Raw genomic sequence first — 16,759 nt, forward strand, 5'->3', positions numbered from 1 at the left:
CTTGGAGACGGCCCCCAACGGGCTGCCCCCTCTCGAACCGGAAGGCTCAACTTCATGGCCAAGGCGCTGATCGGTCACCTGAACAGCGACCTCCGCGACCCCCGTCTCGCCGTCGAGAACGCTCGTCTGCGCAACCGGGTCGCTGAGCTGGAGTCCCTCGTCCTCCGCCTGTCGGAGGAGAACGACAAGCTGATGTCGGCCCGTGCTGCCGAGATCCTGACGGGCGACGCCTCGGAGATGCAGCCCGCCTGAGTCGTCGACTCCTGTGACGGCGACGCCGTCGCACCAGGTGAACCACACCACGAACCACCCCCGCTGAGCGCGCGACGGGTGGTTCGTCCGTCCTCGGGGGAGTGCCTCTCGTGAGCCGCGTGCTCGACGCCGTGGCGCCGCCGCGCCTTGGTCCAGACTTCCGCTGGCTGCTCGCCTCGACGACGACACACGGATGCACGCTCCGGGCCCGGACGCGGGGTAGCCTGAGACGGCCGAGCTTCCCCCGCGACGGACGCCCCCTGTGGACCTGACAGGGTCGCCCCGTTGCGTCCGGTCCCGACGGAACCGAGCAAGGAGCCTGCGTGTATCTGAAGAGCCTGACCCTCAAGGGGTTCAAGTCCTTCGCGTCCGCGACCACCCTCCAGCTCGAGCCCGGGATCACCTGCATCGTCGGGCCCAACGGATCGGGCAAGTCCAACGTCGTCGACGCGCTCGCCTGGGTCATGGGCGAGGCCAGCGCCAAGAGCCTGCGCGGCGGCAAGATGGACGACGTCATCTTCGCCGGCACCTCGGGCCGTCCGCCGCTCGGCCGCGCCGAGGTGGTGCTGACGATCGACAACTCCGACGGCGCCCTGCCGATCGAGTACTCCGAGGTCACGATCAGCCGGACCATGTTCCGCACCGGCGGGTCGGAGTACGCCATCAACGGCACTCCCTGCCGCCTGCTCGACGTCCAGGAGCTGCTCAGCGACTCCGGCATCGGCCGCGAGATGCACGTCATCGTCGGCCAGGGCCAGCTGGACACGATCCTGCACGCGACGCCGGAGGACCGGCGCGGGTTCATCGAGGAGGCCGCCGGCGTCCTCAAGCACCGCAAGCGCAAGGAGAAGGCGCTGCGGAAGCTGGACTCGACCGAGGGCAACCTCAACCGGCTCAACGACCTGCTGAGCGAGATCCGCCGCCAGCTCAAGCCGCTCGGCCGGCAGGCCGAGGTCGCCCGCCGTGCCGCCACCGTCCAGGCCGACGTCCGCGACGCCCGGGCCCGCCTGCTCGCCGACGACCTGGTCACCGCCCGCACCGCGCTGGAGCAGGAGCTCGCCGACGAGAGCGTGCTCCTCACGCGTCGCGCCGAGGTCGAGGCCTCGATCGCGACCGCCCGCGAGCAGGAGGCCCGTCTCGAGGCCGCACTGCGCGAGGACCTGCCCGCGCTGTCCGCGGCTCAGGAGACGCTGTCGTCGCTCAACGCGCTGCGCGAGCGCTTCCGCGGCACCCAGGGCCTGGCCGCCGAGCGGGTCCGCAACGCCGCCGGCGTCGCCGACGCCGAGGTGTCGCAGGGCCGCGACCCCGACGAGCTCGAGGCCGAGGCGGAGCGGGTCGCCGCCCAGGAGGCGGAGATCGCCGCCCTGGTCGCCGAGCAGCAGACCGCCCTGGAGGACGCCGTCCAGCACCGCCGCGACGCCGAGGACGCCGCCGCCACCGAGGAGCGCCGCGTCGCCGCGCTGCTGCGCGCGGCTGCCGACCGTCGCGAGGGCCTCGCCCGCCTGCACGGCCAGGTCAACACGCTCCGCTCCCGGGCCACCTCGGCCGAGGAGGAGATGGGCCGCCTCGAGGCCGCGCGCAAGGACGCCCTCGCCCGCGCCGAGAAGGCGCAGCGCGACTTCACCGCCCTGGAGACCCGGGTCGCCGGCCTCGACGCCGGCGAGGAGGGCCTGGACGCCGAGCACGAGGCGGCCGTCGCCGCCCTCGACGACCTCGACGAGCGGCTCGCCAAGGTCCGCGAGGAGGCCCAGCAGGCCGACCGCGACAAGGCCGGGCTGAGCGCGCGCAAGGAGGCCCTCGAGCTGGGCCTCAACCGCAAGGACGGCGCCGGCGCCCTCCTCGCGGCCACCGACACCGTCTCCGGCCTGCTCGGCTCCGTGGCCGCCCTGGTCACCGTCCGCTCCGGCTACGAGGGCGCGGTCGCCGCCGCCCTCGGCGCCGCCGCGGACGCGGTCGCGGTCACCGACGCCGACGCAGCCGTGTCCGCCATCGACCACCTCAAGGCCGACGACCTGGGCCGGGCCGGGCTCCTGCTCGGCGGGGGAGCGACCGAGGACGTCGCCGCCTGGCCCGCGCTGCCGCCCGGCACGACGTACGCCAGCCAGGTCGTCGAGTGCCCCGCCCAGGTGCGCCCCGCCCTGGACCGCCTGCTGCGCAAGGTCGCCGTCGTCGACGACCTCCCCGCCGCGCGGGCCCTCGTCGCCGACCTGCCCGACGTCGTCGCGGTCACCCGCGACGGCGACCTGCTCGGCGCCCACTTCGCCTCCGGCGGCTCCCAGTCCACCCAGAGCCTGATCGAGGTGCAGGCCGCCGTCGACGAGGCCGCGGAGGCGCTCGCGGAGGCCGTCGCCGCCTCGGAGCGCCTCGCCTTCGACCTCTCCCGGCTGGAGGCGGAGCGCGCCGAGGCGCAGCAGCGCGTCGACGTCGCCCTCGCGAAGCTCCACGAGTCCGACGCCACCCTCGCCGCCGTGGCCGAGGAGCTGGGCCAGCACGGTTCGCTCGCCCGCGCCGCGCGTGCCGAGGCCGAGCGCCTCACCGAGGCGATCAGCCAGGCCGAGAACGCCCGCGAGCAGGCGCTGGTCGGCCTCGCCGAGCTCGAGCAGCGCCTGGCCGCCGCCGAGGAGGACGGCGGCGAGGAGGAGCCGGACACGACCGAGCAGGAGCGCCTCGTCGAGGCCACCCGCGCCGCCCGGCAGGCCGAGATGGAGGCGCGCCTGGCGTTGCGCACCTCCGAGGAGCGCGCCCGGGCCCTGCACGGCCGGGTCGACCAGATGCGGAAGGCCGCCGAGGCCGAGCGCGTCGCCCGGGCCCGCGCCGCCGAGCGGCGCGCCCGCCTGCTCGCCGAGGGCCGGGCCGGCGAGGCGGTCGCCAGCGCTGCCACCTACGTGCTCGCCCGGCTCGAGGCCTCCGTGGCACTCGCGGCCGAGCGTCGCCAGGCCGTCGAGGACTCCCGCCGCGGCCGCGAGCAGGAGCTGATGGGCGTGCGGCAGGCCCTGCGCGACCTCGGCAAGGAGCTCGAGGAGCTGGTCAGCTCGGTCCACCGCGACGAGATGGCCCGCGCCCAGCAGCGGATGAAGATCGAGCAGATCGAGACCAAGGCGCTCGAGGAGCTGGGCCTCGAGCCCGAGACCCTCGTCGCGGACTACGGCCCGGACCAGCCGGTGCCCGTCCTCGAGCCCCCGGCAGCGGAGGGTGAGGGCGACGGTGAGGGCGACGGTGGCGAGGCGGAGCCGCGCACGGTGCCGTTCGTCCGCGAGGAGCAGGTCAAGCGGCTGCGCACCGCCGAGAAGGCGCTGAGCATGCTCGGCAAGGTCAACCCGCTGGCGCTGGAGGAGTTCTCGGCGATGGAGGAGCGCCACCAGTTCCTCTCCGAGCAGCTCGAGGACCTGCGCCAGACCCGCAAGGACCTCCTCGACATCGTCAAGGACGTCGACGCCCGCGTGGAGCAGGTCTTCACCGAGGCCTACGCCGACGTCACCAGGGCCTTCGACGAGACCTTCGCCCGCCTCTTCCCGGGTGGCGAGGGCCGGCTGGTGCTCACCGACCCCTCCGACATGCTCACCACCGGCGTCGAGGTCGAGGCCCGCCCGCCGGGCAAGAAGGTCAAGCGGCTCTCCCTGCTCTCCGGCGGCGAGCGCTCGCTGGTCGCGGTCGCGTTCCTGGTCGCGCTGTTCAAGGCCCGTCCCTCGCCGTTCTACATCCTCGACGAGGTCGAGGCGGCCCTCGACGACACCAACCTGGGGCGCCTGCTGGAGATCTACGAGGAGCTGCGCGAGAACTCCCAGCTGCTCGTGATCACCCACCAGAAGCGCACGATGGAGGTCGGTGACGCGCTCTACGGCGTCACCATGCGCGGCGACGGCGTGTCGGCCGTGATCAGCCAGCGGCTGCGGGACACCGAGCCGGCATGAGCGAGCCCGACCGCAGCCGGCCCACCCGGTCGTCGTACCGCGCCTGGCGCACGGCGACCACCCGGTGGTCCGACGACGACGTCTACGGCCACCTCAACAACGCCCGCTACTTCGACCTCATCGACACCGCGGTCAACGTGCACCTGCACGAGGCGACCGGCACCGACATCCGCACGTTGCCCGCCATCGGCGTCGTCGCCGAGGTGTCCTGCCGCTACTTCGCGGAGATGGGCTACCCCCGCCCGATCGAGATGGGCCTCGCCGTCGAGCGGCTCGGCCGGTCCTCGGTCGTCTACCGCGTCGGCCTCTTCCAGGGCGAGGGCGACGTCGCCTGCGCCGAGGGCCGCTTCGTGCACGTCTACGTCGACAACACCGACCCGTCCCGCCCGGTCACCCCGGTCCCGGACGTGGTCCGCGAGGCCGTCGCCCCGCTCGTCGTGTGACCTCTGCCGCACGCCGGGCGCGTGCGCTGGCGCCGATGCGGCCCCGGTTGGGGCAGCGAGGCAGGATGGGGGACGACCGACCGACACGCCCCGATCCCTCTCGGAGGACCTGAGTGCTCTTCGTCCTGCTGGCCGTCCTGTTCAGCCTGGTCGTCTCCGCCGCCGTGGTGCTCTACGTGGCCTACCCGCACCGCGGGGAGCAGGTCCCGGGTGTCCCGTGGCTCGGCGACGCGATGGCCAGGGCCGCCGGTGCCGCACCGGTCATCGACGACGAGGAGCGTGACCTGCTGCGCATGCAGTAGGGAACCGGCCCGCGCGATTCCGGGCTGCCCGGGGCGGGCTGGTTGGATGGCCCCATGGAGTGGATCTACCTGGTCATCGGCATCGCCGTCGTCGGCGTGCTCGCGATCGCCGGCCTCGTCACCACGCGGGCGCGCCGCCCGCGCCGCCTGCCGCAGGAGCCGCCCACCGAGGCGATCACCCCGACCCCCACGGTCGAGGCGCCGACCGCCCCGCCGACCGTCGAGGTCGAGCCGGAGGCACCGGCCGAGCCCGTCGTCGAGCCCGGGGCACCTGCCCTCGAGAAGCCGGAGAAGCCGGCCTCGCGCCTGGTCCGGCTGCGCCAGCGGCTCGCCGGCTCCAACGCGCTCGGCCGCGGCCTGCTCGGCCTGCTGAGCCGCGAGAAGCTGGACGAGGACACCTGGGAGGCCATCGAGGACCTCCTCATCGGCGCCGACATCGGCGTCGCCCCGACCCAGGAGCTGGTCGAGAAGCTCCGCACCCGGCTGCGCGTCGAGGGTGGCCAGGCGCCCGACGTCCGCACCGTGCTCCGTGAGGAGCTGATCGAGCTCGTCGACCCGAGCCTCGACCGGAGCCTCAACGTCAGCGGTGAGGGGGAGACCCCCGGCGTCGTCCTCGTCGTCGGCGTCAACGGCACCGGCAAGACCACGACCGTCGGCAAGATCGCCCGGATCCTCGTCGCCGACGAGCGCTCCGCGCTGCTCGCCGCCGCCGACACCTTCCGCGCCGCCGCGGCCGACCAGCTCTCCACCTGGGGCGAGCGGGTCGGCGTCGAGGTCGTGCGCGGGCCCGAGGGCGGCGACCCCGCCTCCGTCGCCTTCGACGCGGTCAAGCAGGGCGTCGAGCGCGGCGTCGACACCGTGGTCGTCGACACCGCCGGCCGCCTGCAGAACAAGCAGGGCCTGATGGACGAGCTCGGCAAGGTCAAGCGGGTCATCGAGAAGCAGGCCCCGGTCACCGAGGTGCTGCTCGTCCTCGACGCCACCACCGGCCAGAACGGCCTGATCCAGGCCAAGGTCTTCTCCGAGGTCGTCGACGTCACCGGCATCGCGCTCACCAAGCTCGACGGCTCCGCCAAGGGCGGCATCGTGGTCGCCGTGCAGCGCCAGCTCGGCGTCCCGGTCAAGCTCGTCGGCCTGGGCGAGGGCCCGGACGACCTGGCGCCCTTCGACCCGGCCGCCTTCGTCGACGCGCTGCTCGGCTGACGGACCCCGCCCCGCGGGGCCGTCATCGGCACGTAACGGTTGTGGGGAACTCGTTACACGGCTGAAACACGCCTCCTGCGGATCCGAAACCAAGCCCGAGCAACGTTCGGGTCATGAAGCTCGTCACGGCAGTCATCAAGCCCCACAAGTGGGAGGACGTCCGCGAGGCGCTCGAGGCCTTCGGCGTCACCGGCATGACGGTGAGCGAGGTCAGCGGGTACGGGCGGCAGAAGGGCCACACCGAGGTCTACCGCGGTGCGGAGTACGACATCGCCCTGGTGCCGAAGATCCGCATCGAGATCGTCGTCGACGACGTGGACACCGAGGACGTCGTCGGCATCATCACCAAGACGGCCCACACCGGGCGGATCGGCGACGGGAAGGTCTGGGTCAGCCCGATCGACACCGTCGTCCGGGTCCGCACCGGTGACAAGGACGCCGCGGCCCTCTGAGGCCGCGCGTCGCCCCGGATCCGGTCCCCGGACTGGCACCCTGCACCCATGAAGCTGATCAGCGCGGTCGTGAAGCCGCACAAGTGGGAGGACGTCCGGCAGGCGCTCGAGGCGGTCGGTGTCAACGGCATGACCGTCAGCGAGGTCAGCGGGTACGGACGGCAGAAGGGCCACACCGAGATCTACCGGGGTGCGGAGTACGACATCGCGATGGTGCCGAAGGTGCGCATAGAGATCGTCGCCGACGACGAGGACGTGGAGCAGGTCGTGGACACCATCACGCGCGCGGCGCAGACCGGCAAGGTCGGCGACGGGAAGATCTGGGTGACCCCGGTCGAGACCGTCGTTCGCGTGCGCACCGGCGACACCGGCTCCGCGGCGATCTGAGCCACCCCTCCGCCACGCCATGACCGCAGCCGACCGCGCCGCCCGCACCGCGGCCGCCGACGCGCTCTGCGCCAAGGCGTACGACGACGCGGGCGGCCCCGACACCGGCGCGGCCCTCGTGGCGGTCGGCGGCTACGGACGCGGCGACATGGCGCCCTTCTCCGACCTGGACCTGGTCCTGGTCTCCGACGAGGGCGTCGCTGAGGCGCACGGGATCGAGTGGGCCGAGCTCACCGGGCGGGTCTGGTACCCGCTCTGGGACACCGGGGTGAAGCTCGACCACTCGGTGCGCCCGCTGCCCGAGATGCTCACCGCCGCCGAGGGGGACGTGCGCGTCGGGGCGGGCCTGCTCGACGTGCGCCACGTCGCCGGGGACTTCAACCTCACGCTGCGGCTGCGGACCACGATCCTCGCGCAGTGGCGGCGCCAGGCCCGCGAGCGCCTGCCGGAGCTGCGCGAGATGGTGCGCACCCGCCACCAGCGGGTCGGCGAGCTGGCCCACCTGTCGATGCCCGACCTCAAGGAGGCCGAGGGCGGGCTGCGCGACGCCACCGTGCTCAAGGGACTGACTGCGACGTGGCTCGTGGACGTCCCTGCCGCCGACCTGGAGCGCTGCCGCACCCAGCTGCTCGACGTCCGCGACGTGCTGCACGAGGCCGCCGGGCGCGCCACCGACCGCATCGCGCCGGAGCACTGGGAGGCGCTGGCGGCGGGCCTCGGGCTGTCCGACGAGGGCGCGGCGCAGCGCCACGTCCGCGAGCTCGGCCGCCGGGTGACCCACCTGTCCCGGCTGGCGTGGCGCCGTGCGGACGACGCCGTCCGGCGTGCCCCGGCGGCGAGGCCGCGCCGACCCGAGCTCGAGCGGGTCGCCCCCGGCGTCGCGCTCTCCAAGGGCGAGGTCGTCCTGGAGGCGAGCGCCCGCCCCGCCGACGACCCGGTGCTCCTGCTGCGGGCCGCCGCGGAGGCGGCCGTGCGTGACGCCGTCCTGGCGCCCCCGACCGCCGCCCGCCTCGTGCGCGAGTGCGCGCCGCTGCCGGAGCCCTGGCCCGACGAGGCCCGGCAGCAGATGGTGCGCCTGCTCGCAGCCGGTCGCGGCCTGCTCGGGGTCTGGGAGACGCTCGAGGAGACCGGTGCGCTCGCCCGGATCCTGCCCGAGTGGGAGCGGATCCGGCTCCTGCCGCATGCCTCGGCGATCCACCGCTTCACCGTCGACCGCCACGTCGTCGAGACCTGTGTGGAGGCCTCGGCGCTGATCCGCGACGTCGCACGGCCCGACGTCCTCGTCGTCGCCGCCCTGCTGCACGACATCGGCAAGGGCGGCCTGACCGAGCACAGCGTCGCGGGGGAGCCGATCGCCCGCGCCATCGCCGAGCGGATGGGTTTCGCGCCCGACGAGGTCGACCTCATCGCCCAGCTGGTGCGCCGCCACCTGCTGCTCGCCGACCTCGCCACCACCCGCGACCCCGACGACCCGGCCACCATCGACGCCCTGACCGAGCACGTCCGCACCCCCGAGGCGCTGGCCCTGCTGACCGCGCTCACCGAGGCCGACGCCAAGGCGGCCTCGCCGAAGGCGTGGACCTCGTGGCGTGCCGGGCTGGTCCTCGACCTGTCCCGCCGCGTCCGCAGCTCCCTGGAGCGGGGGACCGTGCCGCCGGCCTTCCGGGTCGAGGAGATCGCGGTGCCGGAGGCCGCCCGCGCCGACGGCACGTCGATCGCGGTGGAGCCGGTCGAGGACGGCGCGCGGGTGACCGTCGTCGCCCCCGACCGGGTCGGCCTGCTCGCCGACGTCGCCGCGACCCTCGCCCTGCGCCGGGTCCCGGTCCGCGCCGCCCGGGTCTGGTCGCAGGGGGACCTCGGCGTGTCCGTGTGGGACGTCGCCGACGAGTACCTCGACGCCGGTGCCCTGCGGCACCAGCTGGACGCGATCACCGCACGCCGCGTCGACCCGGCCGCCCGGCTGGCCCCGCGCCCGGCCGCCGAGGGCGAGCTGGCACCCACGGTCGTCGTACGCCCGGAGGCGAGCGACCACGCGACCGTGGTGGAGGTCCGCGCCGCGGACCGGATCGGCGTGGTCTACCAGGTCAGCGCCGCCCTGGCCGCCCTCGACATGACCGTCCGTTCCGCCCACGTCTCCACCCTCGGCCCGCAGGCCGTCGACGTGTTCTACGTCCAGGAGGCGTCGGCGGGGGCGCTGTCGGACACCCGTGCCGCCGAGGCCGCCCACGGCGTGCGGGCCGCGATCACCGGCTCCTGAGGATCAGCAGCAGCGCGACTGCGGGGCGTGCTCCCGCTGGTCGGCGCGGTGCCGCTCCCAGTCACGGCGCGACATCGGCCGGCGCCCCTCGGCCGCGCAGCGCGCGACGTACTCGTCCCAGCGGCCCTCGCCGGTGAGCTCACGGACGTACCAGCGCAGGCCGCGCCACGCGCGCTGCAGCGGCATCACCTCGGGCTCCCGGTGAGCCGCGACTGCTCCCACTCGCGCACGGCCTCCTTCTCCTCCTTCGTGGCGAAGAAGTCGGACGGCGCGACGAGGTCGGACGACTGCGCCGGGACCTCGGTGGTCGGCAGACCGCCGGCGCGCAGCGCCTTGACCCAGACCACCACCGCGTTGGCCACCACGACGACGACGAGCACCGCGAACGTCAGCTGCAGGACGCCGTTGGTCGTGGAGTTCGTGATGACCTGGTCCATCTGTCCCGCGTCCTGGGCCGGGGCGAGCACCTCGCCGGCGTCGCGGGCGTCGCGGTAGCGGCCGGCCTGCGCGAAGTAGCCGATGGCCGGGTCGTCGGAGAACACCTTCTGCCAGCTGGCGGTCATCGTGACCACCAGGTCCCACACCAGCGGGACGAGCGGCACCCACACCCAGCGCGCCTTGCCGTGCTTGAGCATGAGGGTGACGCACAGGCACAGCGCGATCGCGGCGAGCAGCTGGTTGCTGATGCCGAACAGCGGGAAGAGCTGGTTGATCCCGCCGAGCGGGTCGGTCACGCCGACCCAGAGCATGTAGCCCCACGCGGCGACGACCACGGCGCTGGCGCCCCAGGCGGCCGGCCGCCACGACGTGTCACCGAAGCGGGGCCAGAAGTTGCCGATCGTGTCCTGCAGCATGAACCGGCCCACGCGGGTGCCGGCGTCGACGGCGGTGAGGATGAACAGCGCCTCGAACATGATCGCGAAGTGGTACCAGAACGCCGCGAGGCCGCCGCCGAACGCGTCGGTGAAGATCGACGAGATGCCGACCGCGAGGGTCGGGGCGCCACCGGTGCGGGAGATGAGGGTCGGCTCCTGGACCGCGGCGGCGGCCTGCACCAGCGCGTCCGGGGTGATCGAGAAGCCGAGCGTGCCGACGAACTCCGCGGCACTGCCGGGGTCGCCGCCGGTCGCGCCGGCGGGGCTGTTCATCGCGAAGTAGAGGCCCTGGTCGATGACGCACGCCGCGATCAGGGCGCTGATGGCGACGAAGGACTCCATCAGCATCCCGCCGTAGCCGATCATCCGGACCTGGGTCTCCTTGGCGATCATCTTCGGCGTCGTGCCGGAGGAGATCAGCGCGTGGAAGCCGGACAGGGCGCCGCAGGCGATGGTGATGAACACGAACGGGAACAGCTTCCCCGAGAACACCGGGCCGTCGCCGTCGAGGGCGAAGCTGGTGATGTCCTCGTTCTGCAGCACCGGGCGGGCCAGCAGCAGCCCGAAGGCCAGCAGCACGATCACGCCGACCTTCATGAACGTCGACAGGTAGTCGCGCGGGGTGAGCAGCATCCACACCGGCAGCACCGAGGCGATGAAGCCGTAGACGATCAGGCAGACGGTCAGCGTCTCGTGGGACAGGGTGAGCGCGTCGCCGAGGCCGGTGTCGTCGATCCACCCGCCGACGATGATCGCCAGCAGGAGCAGCGCGACGCCGATGGCGGTGGTCTCGCTGACCCGGCCCGGGCGCAGGTAGCGCAGGTAGAAGCCCATGAACAGCGCGATCGGGATGGTCAGCCCGATCGAGAACACGCCCCACGGCGACTCGGCCAGCGCGTTGACCACGACCAGGGCGAGCACCGCCAGGATGATGATCATGATGGCGAAGACCGCGACGAGGGCCGCGGTGCCGCCCACGACCCCGATCTCGTCGCGGACCATCTGGCCCAGCGACTTGCCGTCGCGGCGCATCGAGAAGAACAGGACCATCATGTCCTGCACCGCCCCGGCGAGGATCACCCCGACGATGATCCAGATCGTGCCGGGCAGGTAGCCCATCTGGGCGGCCAGCACCGGACCGACCAGTGGCCCGGCGCCCGCGATCGCCGCGAAGTGGTGCCCGAAGAGCACCCGGCGGTCGGTGACGTCGAAGTCCTGGCCGTTCTCGAGGCGCTCCGCCGGGGTCGCCCGGGTGTCGTCCGCCCCGAGCACCCGGTGGGTGATGAACCGGGCGTAGAACCGGTAGGCGATGGCGTACGACGCCAGCGCCGCGAACAGGATCCAGAGCGCCGACACCTCCTCCCCGCGGGAGAGGGCGAGCACCGTCCAGCAGACCGCCCCGAGCACTGCGATCCCGCCCCAGATCGCGATGCCGGCCGGAGTCATCCGGCGCTTCGGGCCATCAGGACGTCGTACAGGAGTAGTCGTCGACATGAGGTCCTCCTCGACCCGGCCGAGGTGCCCCCGATGGCACTCCCGACCACCGCGCGGGCTCCGAGCGCCCGCGCAGTACCCTCGAACGTCCACCGCAGACGTCCGGCCCGCGGGCCGTGCCGGTTACGATCGGTGTTCGAGACCTCAACTCCTACCGACGACTCCGACGAGGACGCAACTCTCTTGTTCGCCACACTGTCCGACCGCCTGACCGCGACCTTCAAGAACCTGCGCGGCAAGGGCCGGCTCTCCGAGGCCGACATCGACGCGACCGCCCGGGAGATCCGGATCGCCCTGCTCGAGGCCGACGTGGCGCTGCCCGTCGTCAAGGAGTTCGTGGCTGCGGTCAAGGAGCGCGCCCGCGGCGTCGAGGTCAGCCAGGCGCTGAACCCGGCCCAGCAGGTCGTCAAGATCGTCAACGAGGAGCTCGTCGAGATCCTCGGCGGCGAGACCCGCCGCCTGCGCTACGCCAAGACCGGGCCGACGGTCATCATGCTCGCCGGCCTCCAGGGGGCCGGCAAGACGACGCTCGCCGCGAAGCTCGCGCTGTGGCTCAAGGAGCAGGGCAAGACCCCGCTCCTGGTCGCCTGCGACCTGCAGCGCCCCAACGCGGTCCAGCAGCTGCAGGTCAACGGTGAGAAGGTCGGCGTCCCGGTCTTCGCGCCGGAGCCCGGCAACGGTGTCGGCGACCCGGTCTCGGTCGCGAAGGCATCGGTCGAGGAGGCGAAGCGCAAGCTCCACGACGTGGTCATCGTCGACACCGCCGGCCGCCTCGGCGTGGACGCGGAGATGATGGCGCAGGCCGCCGGCATCCGCGACGCCGTGCAGCCCGACGAGGTCCTCTTCGTCGTCGACGCCATGATCGGCCAGGACGCGCTCACCACGGCGCAGGCCTTCCTCGACGGCGTCGGGTACGACGGCGTGGTGCTCACCAAGCTCGACGGTGACGCCCGCGGTGGTGCCGCCCTGTCGATCCGCCACGTCACCGGCCGCCCGGTCATGTTCGCCTCCTCCGGCGAGAAGATGACCGACTTCGACGTCTTCCACCCCGACCGCATGGCGTCGCGCATCCTGGACATGGGCGACGTGCTGACCCTGATCGAGCAGGCCGAGAAGGCTTTCGACCAGGAGGAGGCGATGCGCGCGGCGGAGAAGCTCACCGGCGGTGACTTCACGCTCGACGACTTCCTCGCCCAGATGCAGCAGCTGAAGAAGCTGGGCTCGATGTCGAGCATCCTCAAGATGCTCCCGGGCATGGGCCAGATCCGCGACCAGATCGAGAACTTCGACGAGCGCGAGATCGACCGGATCGAGGCGATCATCCGCTCGATGACGCCGGCCGAGCGCGCCAACCCGAAGCTCATCGACGGCTCCCGCCGCGCGCGCATCGCCAAGGGCTCGGGCCGCTCGGTCTCCGACGTCAACGGCCTCGTCGACCGCTTCTTCGAGGCGCGGAAGATGATGATGCAGATGGCCCGCGGCGGTGGCATGCCCGGCATGCCGGGCATCCCCGGCATGGGCGGCCCCGGCGGCGGCAAGCGCGCCACCGCCAAGCAGAAGGCCAAGAAGGGCAAGGGCAAGGGCGCGCGCAAGTCGGGCAACCCGGCCAAGGCCGCCCAGGAGGCCGCGGCCGCGAAGGCGAAGGCCGCCGAGGCGAAGCCGAACCCGTTCGGCATCGGCGAGGACATCGACTACGAGGCCGCCGCCGAGAACCTGCAGCTGCCCAAGGACTTCTCCAAGTTCCTCAAGTGAGGATCTCGGCGGGTCTGGTCGATCTGAGCGTGAATCACTGAAGATTCGACGTTGACGGAGACCCTACAACGCTCTACTTGAAGATATCAAGGGGTAGGCTGGGGTCATGTCGGAACTGTCTGCCGCCGAGGTCGCCGCACTGGTGCCCTCCTGGGTCATCCACCTGCGCGCCGAGCGCAAGACCGAGGGCACCATCGGGACCTACCTCAAGGGCATCAACGCCTACCTCGCCTGGTGCGAGGTCGAGGACCGGCTGCCGCTGGTCCGGGCGAACCTCGAGGCGTGGACGGTGAGCCTCCTCGACGCCGGCCGCACCGCGACCACCGCGCGCACCCGGATGATGCCGGTGCGCTACCTCGCCAAGTGGATGCTGCTCGAGGGCGAGATCGACGACGACCCGTTCGGGGTCATCCGGGCGCCCAAGACGGACGAGGCCGTGATCCCCGTCCTGAGCGACGAGCAGGTGCGCGCCTTCCTCAAGGCGTGCCAGCCACCGCCAGGGGAGTCCAAGGGACTGCCGAGCCTGCGCCACCGCCGCGACGAGGCCATGATCCGGCTGCTCTTCGACACCGGCATGCGGATCGGGGAGTGCCTCGCCCTCGAGGTCGGCGACGTCGACTACCGCAACGACAACGTCGTGACGATCCGCCGCGGCAAGGGCGGCCGGGGGAGGCGGGCTCCGTTTGGCGCCCAGACCGCCCGTGCCCTCGACCGCTACGTGCGGGTCCGTGCCGCCCATCGACTCGCGGGCGAGCCGAAGCTGTGGCTCGGCGACCGCGGTCGCAGCCTCGCCTACGGCGGCGCGTACTTCGCCCTCAACCAGCGCGCCGAGGCCGCCGGCATCGCCAACTTCCACCCCCACATGCTGCGCCACGCATCCTCCGACCGCTGGCTGGCCGCCGGCGGCTCCGAGACCGGACTCATGGCTCGCAACGGCTGGTCCTCGCCCGCGATGGTGCAGCGCTACGGCCGCGCCAACCGCGAGAACCGCGCCATCGAGGAAGCCCGCCGGCTCAATCTGGGGGAGCTGTGAGCACGCCTCCTGACCGCGACCTCCTCGAAGCCATCCGGCGCAATGACGATCGCAACGCTCTGGCGTCGCGCGCCTACGAGGCGCTGTCCAAGACCGGCAGCCGGGCTGATCACCGGCTCCTCGTCTATCGCTGCAAGCAGCGTGGATGCCTCCTGCTCGACGTGATCCAACTGCCGCAGGGGGTCGTGCTGCACCGTCCCGCCTACCGGCGATCACCGCAGCGCAATGAGGCGACCAGCAACGCCGTAGGACGGGCGAAGAACACCACTGACGGCGACCGACGCTGGAAGGCGAACACTGCCTTCGCGAGCTCATGGGGCAACGCCGAGCTGGTCTGTGACCACATCCACGACGTCGTGCTCGAGATCGAGGAGATCCAGGCGGCTGTCGACGCCGGACATACCGAGATCCGCGTGGCGGCTGACGGTCAGCGGCATGCGGTACGATGAACGCATAACGTTTGTAGCCGTCATGGAATGACAGCCCCGGGGATGGCAGCCCGGCGAGACCCGAGAGGGGTCAGGCTGTCATGTCCGAACTTGCGGAGCATTCCGCCGCTTGGGGCCGTCTAGGCGCCCACCTGTCGTGGGCCAACACCTCCGACCGCAGCAAGCGCACCGCTCCCGCCCGCGCGGCCTTCGAGCAACGGTTCCTCGACCAGGCTGACGGCGATCCCGTCCGCGCCGCCCACCTCCGCAAGGCGTACTTCGCCCGCCTCGCGCTCACGTCCGCTCAGGCCCGCCGCGCCAAGAAGGCCGGGGGTGGCGCCGATGCGGCCTGACAACGAGAGAGGCCGCCCGACGGCGAACCGGGCGGCCTCGAATGCCTCGCTCAACGACACCGCCGATTCTACGCTGCGCAGCCGGGGCCGGGCGCCTCATCGCCTCCAAGCCGCCTTCGTCACCCCTGCCTGCGCCTACCTCCGCGGCTGGGGCAGTCGTGAGCTGCTGACCGAGATCACCGGCCGGGCGCCCGTGTTCGGTGCTCGAGTCCGCGCGTGGCACGCACAGCCGCCGACCGCCCGCGACGCCATCGCCGAGGCCGAGGAGCGTGGCTGGGTCGTCGAGATCGTCACCGAGGAGCACTTGCTCCGGCTTGCTGGCGCTGACCTCGAGGAGATCCAGGCCGCCGCGGCAGAGCGTCGAGGTGAGCTGTGGTGAACGTGACTGGAGTCGTCTCGATCGACCTGCGCGACGGCGACGAGTTCGAGCTGCACCGTGCCGTTCAGCGCGCCGTGTACGCCCCCGCTGGCGCCGACGTCGAGTTCATCGTGTCCGCGAGACAGTGGCCCCCGTACCACGGCGTCCAGTACCTGCGGGAGCACGGCGAACACCTCGGCCGGATCGTCATCCGTTGCGGCGACGTCGACACGGTCAGGGTCTGGGTGGCCGCCCTCCGTGGACAGGAGGCCGCGTGACGGGCGGCGAGCGCCCTTGGGCGCGTCACTATCAGGACGAGTGGGGACGTAAGGCCGGCGACCCGCGCATGCCGTACTGGCTGCGCGTGGCGGCCCTCGCTTACGGATCGCACGGCTACAACGGCCATGCCGTGTTCAAGCGCGGCGAGATCGCCCTCGTGCTGGCAACGGTCGACCAGGAGACAGGAGAGATCCACCCGTTCGAGAACGTCGGTCGCGCCATCAGGGACGCGGTCGAGTACGGATGGCTCGCCCCCGAGAGCTTCTGGGGATGCCTCGTCGTGCCGGCCCACGCCATCCGAAAGGGCGCCCACGGCCGCAAGTCCGAGTGCTCTGTCCACGTCCGTCGGCAGACCCGGTCCCAGCGCGAACCCGTCACTGAGCGACGGCTTCGCGGTCTCCCGGCTACAGCCAGTGACGGGTTCGAGCCCCGAACCGCTCACTCAGTGACGGGTTCGCAGCGTGCGCCCCTCTCTCTTGTTTCTCAGCCCAACCCGACCCAGGACGGCCCGCAGGCCGATCGGAGTGCCTGACCCATGACCAACCAGCCCACCACCACACCCGACCTCGAGCGCGCACAGCAGTTGTTCGAGCACGCCGCGCGCTGCTCCGGTCCCGCGTTCGCCGCGTTCACCACCGGCAGCGGCGCCATGAAGCTGCGCTGTCGGGGATGCGAGCGACAGGTTCCCGTTGCCCGACTGCTCGAGAACACCGACGAGGACCCCCACCTGACCCGGTACCGCCTGACCTGCATCTGGTGCGGGCAGACCATGCGCCTGTCCAGCCCGATGCCTCGCCAGCCGCTGCACACCTCGTGCGCACTAGACCGCCGCCGCGTTCGAGGGGAGGCCGCCTGATGCCTCTCACCCGTGCCCAGCTCGACCTGGTGCCCGACGACCTGCTGACCGCACGCCGGACCAACGACCTCGTCGACTGGCTGTACGCCCGCGGCTGGTCGATGTCCCTGCTCGAGCTCGACAC

Annotated in this window: 18 protein-coding genes; 16 read left to right on the top strand and 2 right to left on the bottom strand. The window is 72.4% G+C overall.

Translation table 11 applies throughout. The features are described from left to right. Positions 1 to 54 precede the first annotated feature (54 nt). The 8 genes from NOCJ54_RS0113765 to NOCJ54_RS25830 all read left to right on the top strand — a co-directional run bounded on the left by NOCJ54_RS0113765 (position 55) and on the right by NOCJ54_RS25830 (position 9,207). Positions 55 to 252, top strand: a complete 198-nt coding sequence (locus tag NOCJ54_RS0113765; protein WP_028655954.1) for a hypothetical protein — start codon at positions 55 to 57, stop codon at positions 250 to 252. Between the two features lie 323 nt (positions 253 to 575). After that, a complete protein-coding gene (gene smc / locus NOCJ54_RS0113770) occupies positions 576 to 4,163 on the top strand; it encodes a chromosome segregation protein SMC (protein ID WP_028655955.1) in 3,588 nt (1,195 codons plus the stop codon). Beyond that, positions 4,160 to 4,606 carry an acyl-CoA thioesterase gene (locus NOCJ54_RS0113775; RefSeq protein WP_028655956.1) on the top strand — a complete coding sequence of 149 codons (447 nt, stop codon included), beginning with the start codon at positions 4,160 to 4,162 and terminating at the stop codon, positions 4,604 to 4,606. The genes smc and NOCJ54_RS0113775 overlap by 4 nt, the downstream gene beginning before the upstream one ends. A gap of 113 nt (positions 4,607 to 4,719) precedes the next feature. Next, positions 4,720 to 4,908 carry a hypothetical protein gene (locus tag NOCJ54_RS0113780; protein ID WP_028655957.1) on the top strand — a complete coding sequence of 63 codons (189 nt, stop codon included), beginning with the start codon at positions 4,720 to 4,722 and terminating at the stop codon, positions 4,906 to 4,908. Between the two features lie 54 nt (positions 4,909 to 4,962). Continuing rightward, positions 4,963 to 6,111 carry a signal recognition particle-docking protein FtsY gene (ftsY, locus tag NOCJ54_RS0113785; RefSeq protein ID WP_028655958.1) on the top strand — a complete coding sequence of 383 codons (1,149 nt, stop codon included), beginning with the start codon at positions 4,963 to 4,965 and terminating at the stop codon, positions 6,109 to 6,111. 113 nt (positions 6,112 to 6,224) lie between these two features. Then, the gene (locus NOCJ54_RS0113790) at positions 6,225 to 6,563 is read left to right on the top strand and encodes a P-II family nitrogen regulator (RefSeq protein ID WP_028655959.1); all 339 of its coding nucleotides are present in this window, start codon (positions 6,225 to 6,227) and stop codon (positions 6,561 to 6,563) included. 48 nt (positions 6,564 to 6,611) lie between these two features. Beyond that, complete coding sequence (locus tag NOCJ54_RS0113795) at positions 6,612 to 6,950, top strand: P-II family nitrogen regulator (protein ID WP_028655960.1); 339 nt, start codon at positions 6,612 to 6,614, stop codon at positions 6,948 to 6,950. A gap of 19 nt (positions 6,951 to 6,969) precedes the next feature. Continuing rightward, entirely contained in the window at positions 6,970 to 9,207 is a 2,238-nt protein-coding gene (locus NOCJ54_RS25830; RefSeq protein WP_051485843.1) for a [protein-PII] uridylyltransferase, read from the top strand. Between the two features lie 3 nt (positions 9,208 to 9,210). On the opposite strand, the gene NOCJ54_RS0113805 is transcribed toward NOCJ54_RS25830, so the two are convergent. Together NOCJ54_RS0113805 and NOCJ54_RS25835 are read right to left on the bottom strand one after the other, a co-directional pair. Further along, on the bottom strand, positions 9,211 to 9,393 hold the full coding sequence (locus NOCJ54_RS0113805; protein WP_036517994.1) for a YbdD/YjiX family protein: 183 nt from the start codon (positions 9,391 to 9,393) through the stop codon (positions 9,211 to 9,213). Further along, positions 9,393 to 11,576, bottom strand: coding sequence for a carbon starvation CstA family protein (locus NOCJ54_RS25835; RefSeq protein WP_198020222.1), 2,184 nt, complete (start codon positions 11,574 to 11,576; stop codon positions 9,393 to 9,395). Before NOCJ54_RS25835 ends, NOCJ54_RS0113805 begins: the two co-directional genes overlap by 1 nt. 183 nt (positions 11,577 to 11,759) lie before the next feature. On the opposite strand from NOCJ54_RS25835, the gene ffh reads away from it, so the two are divergent. The 8 genes from ffh to NOCJ54_RS0113850 all read left to right on the top strand — a co-directional run bounded on the left by ffh (position 11,760) and on the right by NOCJ54_RS0113850 (position 16,635). Then, complete coding sequence (gene ffh / locus NOCJ54_RS0113815) at positions 11,760 to 13,328, top strand: signal recognition particle protein (RefSeq protein WP_028655962.1); 1,569 nt, start codon at positions 11,760 to 11,762, stop codon at positions 13,326 to 13,328. Between the two features lie 106 nt (positions 13,329 to 13,434). Next, positions 13,435 to 14,361, top strand: coding sequence for a tyrosine-type recombinase/integrase (locus NOCJ54_RS0113820; RefSeq protein ID WP_051485844.1), 927 nt, complete (start codon positions 13,435 to 13,437; stop codon positions 14,359 to 14,361). Beyond that, positions 14,358 to 14,810 carry a hypothetical protein gene (locus NOCJ54_RS0113825; protein WP_028655964.1) on the top strand — a complete coding sequence of 151 codons (453 nt, stop codon included), beginning with the start codon at positions 14,358 to 14,360 and terminating at the stop codon, positions 14,808 to 14,810. The genes NOCJ54_RS0113820 and NOCJ54_RS0113825 overlap by 4 nt, the downstream gene beginning before the upstream one ends. An 80-nt stretch (positions 14,811 to 14,890) precedes the next feature. After that, a complete protein-coding gene (locus NOCJ54_RS25840; protein ID WP_028655965.1) occupies positions 14,891 to 15,142 on the top strand; it encodes a hypothetical protein in 252 nt (83 codons plus the stop codon). After that, positions 15,132 to 15,521 carry a hypothetical protein gene (locus NOCJ54_RS0113835; RefSeq protein WP_157514905.1) on the top strand — a complete coding sequence of 130 codons (390 nt, stop codon included), beginning with the start codon at positions 15,132 to 15,134 and terminating at the stop codon, positions 15,519 to 15,521. Before NOCJ54_RS25840 ends, NOCJ54_RS0113835 begins: the two co-directional genes overlap by 11 nt. After that, on the top strand, positions 15,518 to 15,778 hold the full coding sequence (locus NOCJ54_RS0113840) for a hypothetical protein (protein WP_028655967.1): 261 nt from the start codon (positions 15,518 to 15,520) through the stop codon (positions 15,776 to 15,778). The genes NOCJ54_RS0113835 and NOCJ54_RS0113840 overlap by 4 nt, the downstream gene beginning before the upstream one ends. After that, positions 15,775 to 16,311, top strand: coding sequence for a hypothetical protein (locus NOCJ54_RS0113845; protein WP_028655968.1), 537 nt, complete (start codon positions 15,775 to 15,777; stop codon positions 16,309 to 16,311). The genes NOCJ54_RS0113840 and NOCJ54_RS0113845 overlap by 4 nt, the downstream gene beginning before the upstream one ends. Positions 16,312 to 16,314: 3 nt before the next feature. Beyond that, the gene (locus NOCJ54_RS0113850) at positions 16,315 to 16,635 is read left to right on the top strand and encodes a hypothetical protein (RefSeq protein WP_028655969.1); all 321 of its coding nucleotides are present in this window, start codon (positions 16,315 to 16,317) and stop codon (positions 16,633 to 16,635) included. The last annotated feature ends 124 nt before the right edge of the window (positions 16,636 to 16,759 follow it).

The organism is Nocardioides sp. J54 (assembly GCF_000519005.1).
In the GTDB taxonomy this organism is placed as follows: Bacteria; Actinomycetota; Actinomycetes; order Propionibacteriales; family Nocardioidaceae; genus Nocardioides.

Excerpts from the sequence above, each read along its gene's own strand:
- NOCJ54_RS0113795 (WP_028655960.1), top strand. The coding sequence starts at position 6,612 with ATGAAGCTGATCAGCGCGGTCGTGAAGCCGCACAAGTGGGAGGACGTC.
- NOCJ54_RS0113820 (WP_051485844.1), top strand. The coding sequence starts at position 13,435 with ATGTCGGAACTGTCTGCCGCCGAGGTCGCCGCACTGGTGCCCTCCTGG.
- NOCJ54_RS0113765 (WP_028655954.1), top strand. The coding sequence starts at position 55 with ATGGCCAAGGCGCTGATCGGTCACCTGAACAGCGACCTCCGCGACCCC.
- NOCJ54_RS0113790 (WP_028655959.1), top strand. The coding sequence starts at position 6,225 with ATGAAGCTCGTCACGGCAGTCATCAAGCCCCACAAGTGGGAGGACGTC.
- NOCJ54_RS0113835 (WP_157514905.1), top strand. The coding sequence starts at position 15,132 with ATGCGGCCTGACAACGAGAGAGGCCGCCCGACGGCGAACCGGGCGGCC.
- NOCJ54_RS25830 (WP_051485843.1), top strand. The coding sequence starts at position 6,970 with ATGACCGCAGCCGACCGCGCCGCCCGCACCGCGGCCGCCGACGCGCTC.
- NOCJ54_RS0113850 (WP_028655969.1), top strand. The coding sequence starts at position 16,315 with ATGACCAACCAGCCCACCACCACACCCGACCTCGAGCGCGCACAGCAG.
- NOCJ54_RS0113775 (WP_028655956.1), top strand. The coding sequence starts at position 4,160 with ATGAGCGAGCCCGACCGCAGCCGGCCCACCCGGTCGTCGTACCGCGCC.
- NOCJ54_RS0113805 (WP_036517994.1), bottom strand. The coding sequence starts at position 9,393 with ATGCCGCTGCAGCGCGCGTGGCGCGGCCTGCGCTGGTACGTCCGTGAG.
- NOCJ54_RS25840 (WP_028655965.1), top strand. The coding sequence starts at position 14,891 with ATGTCCGAACTTGCGGAGCATTCCGCCGCTTGGGGCCGTCTAGGCGCC.
- NOCJ54_RS25835 (WP_198020222.1), bottom strand. The coding sequence starts at position 11,576 with ATGTCGACGACTACTCCTGTACGACGTCCTGATGGCCCGAAGCGCCGG.
- ftsY (WP_028655958.1), top strand. The coding sequence starts at position 4,963 with ATGGAGTGGATCTACCTGGTCATCGGCATCGCCGTCGTCGGCGTGCTC.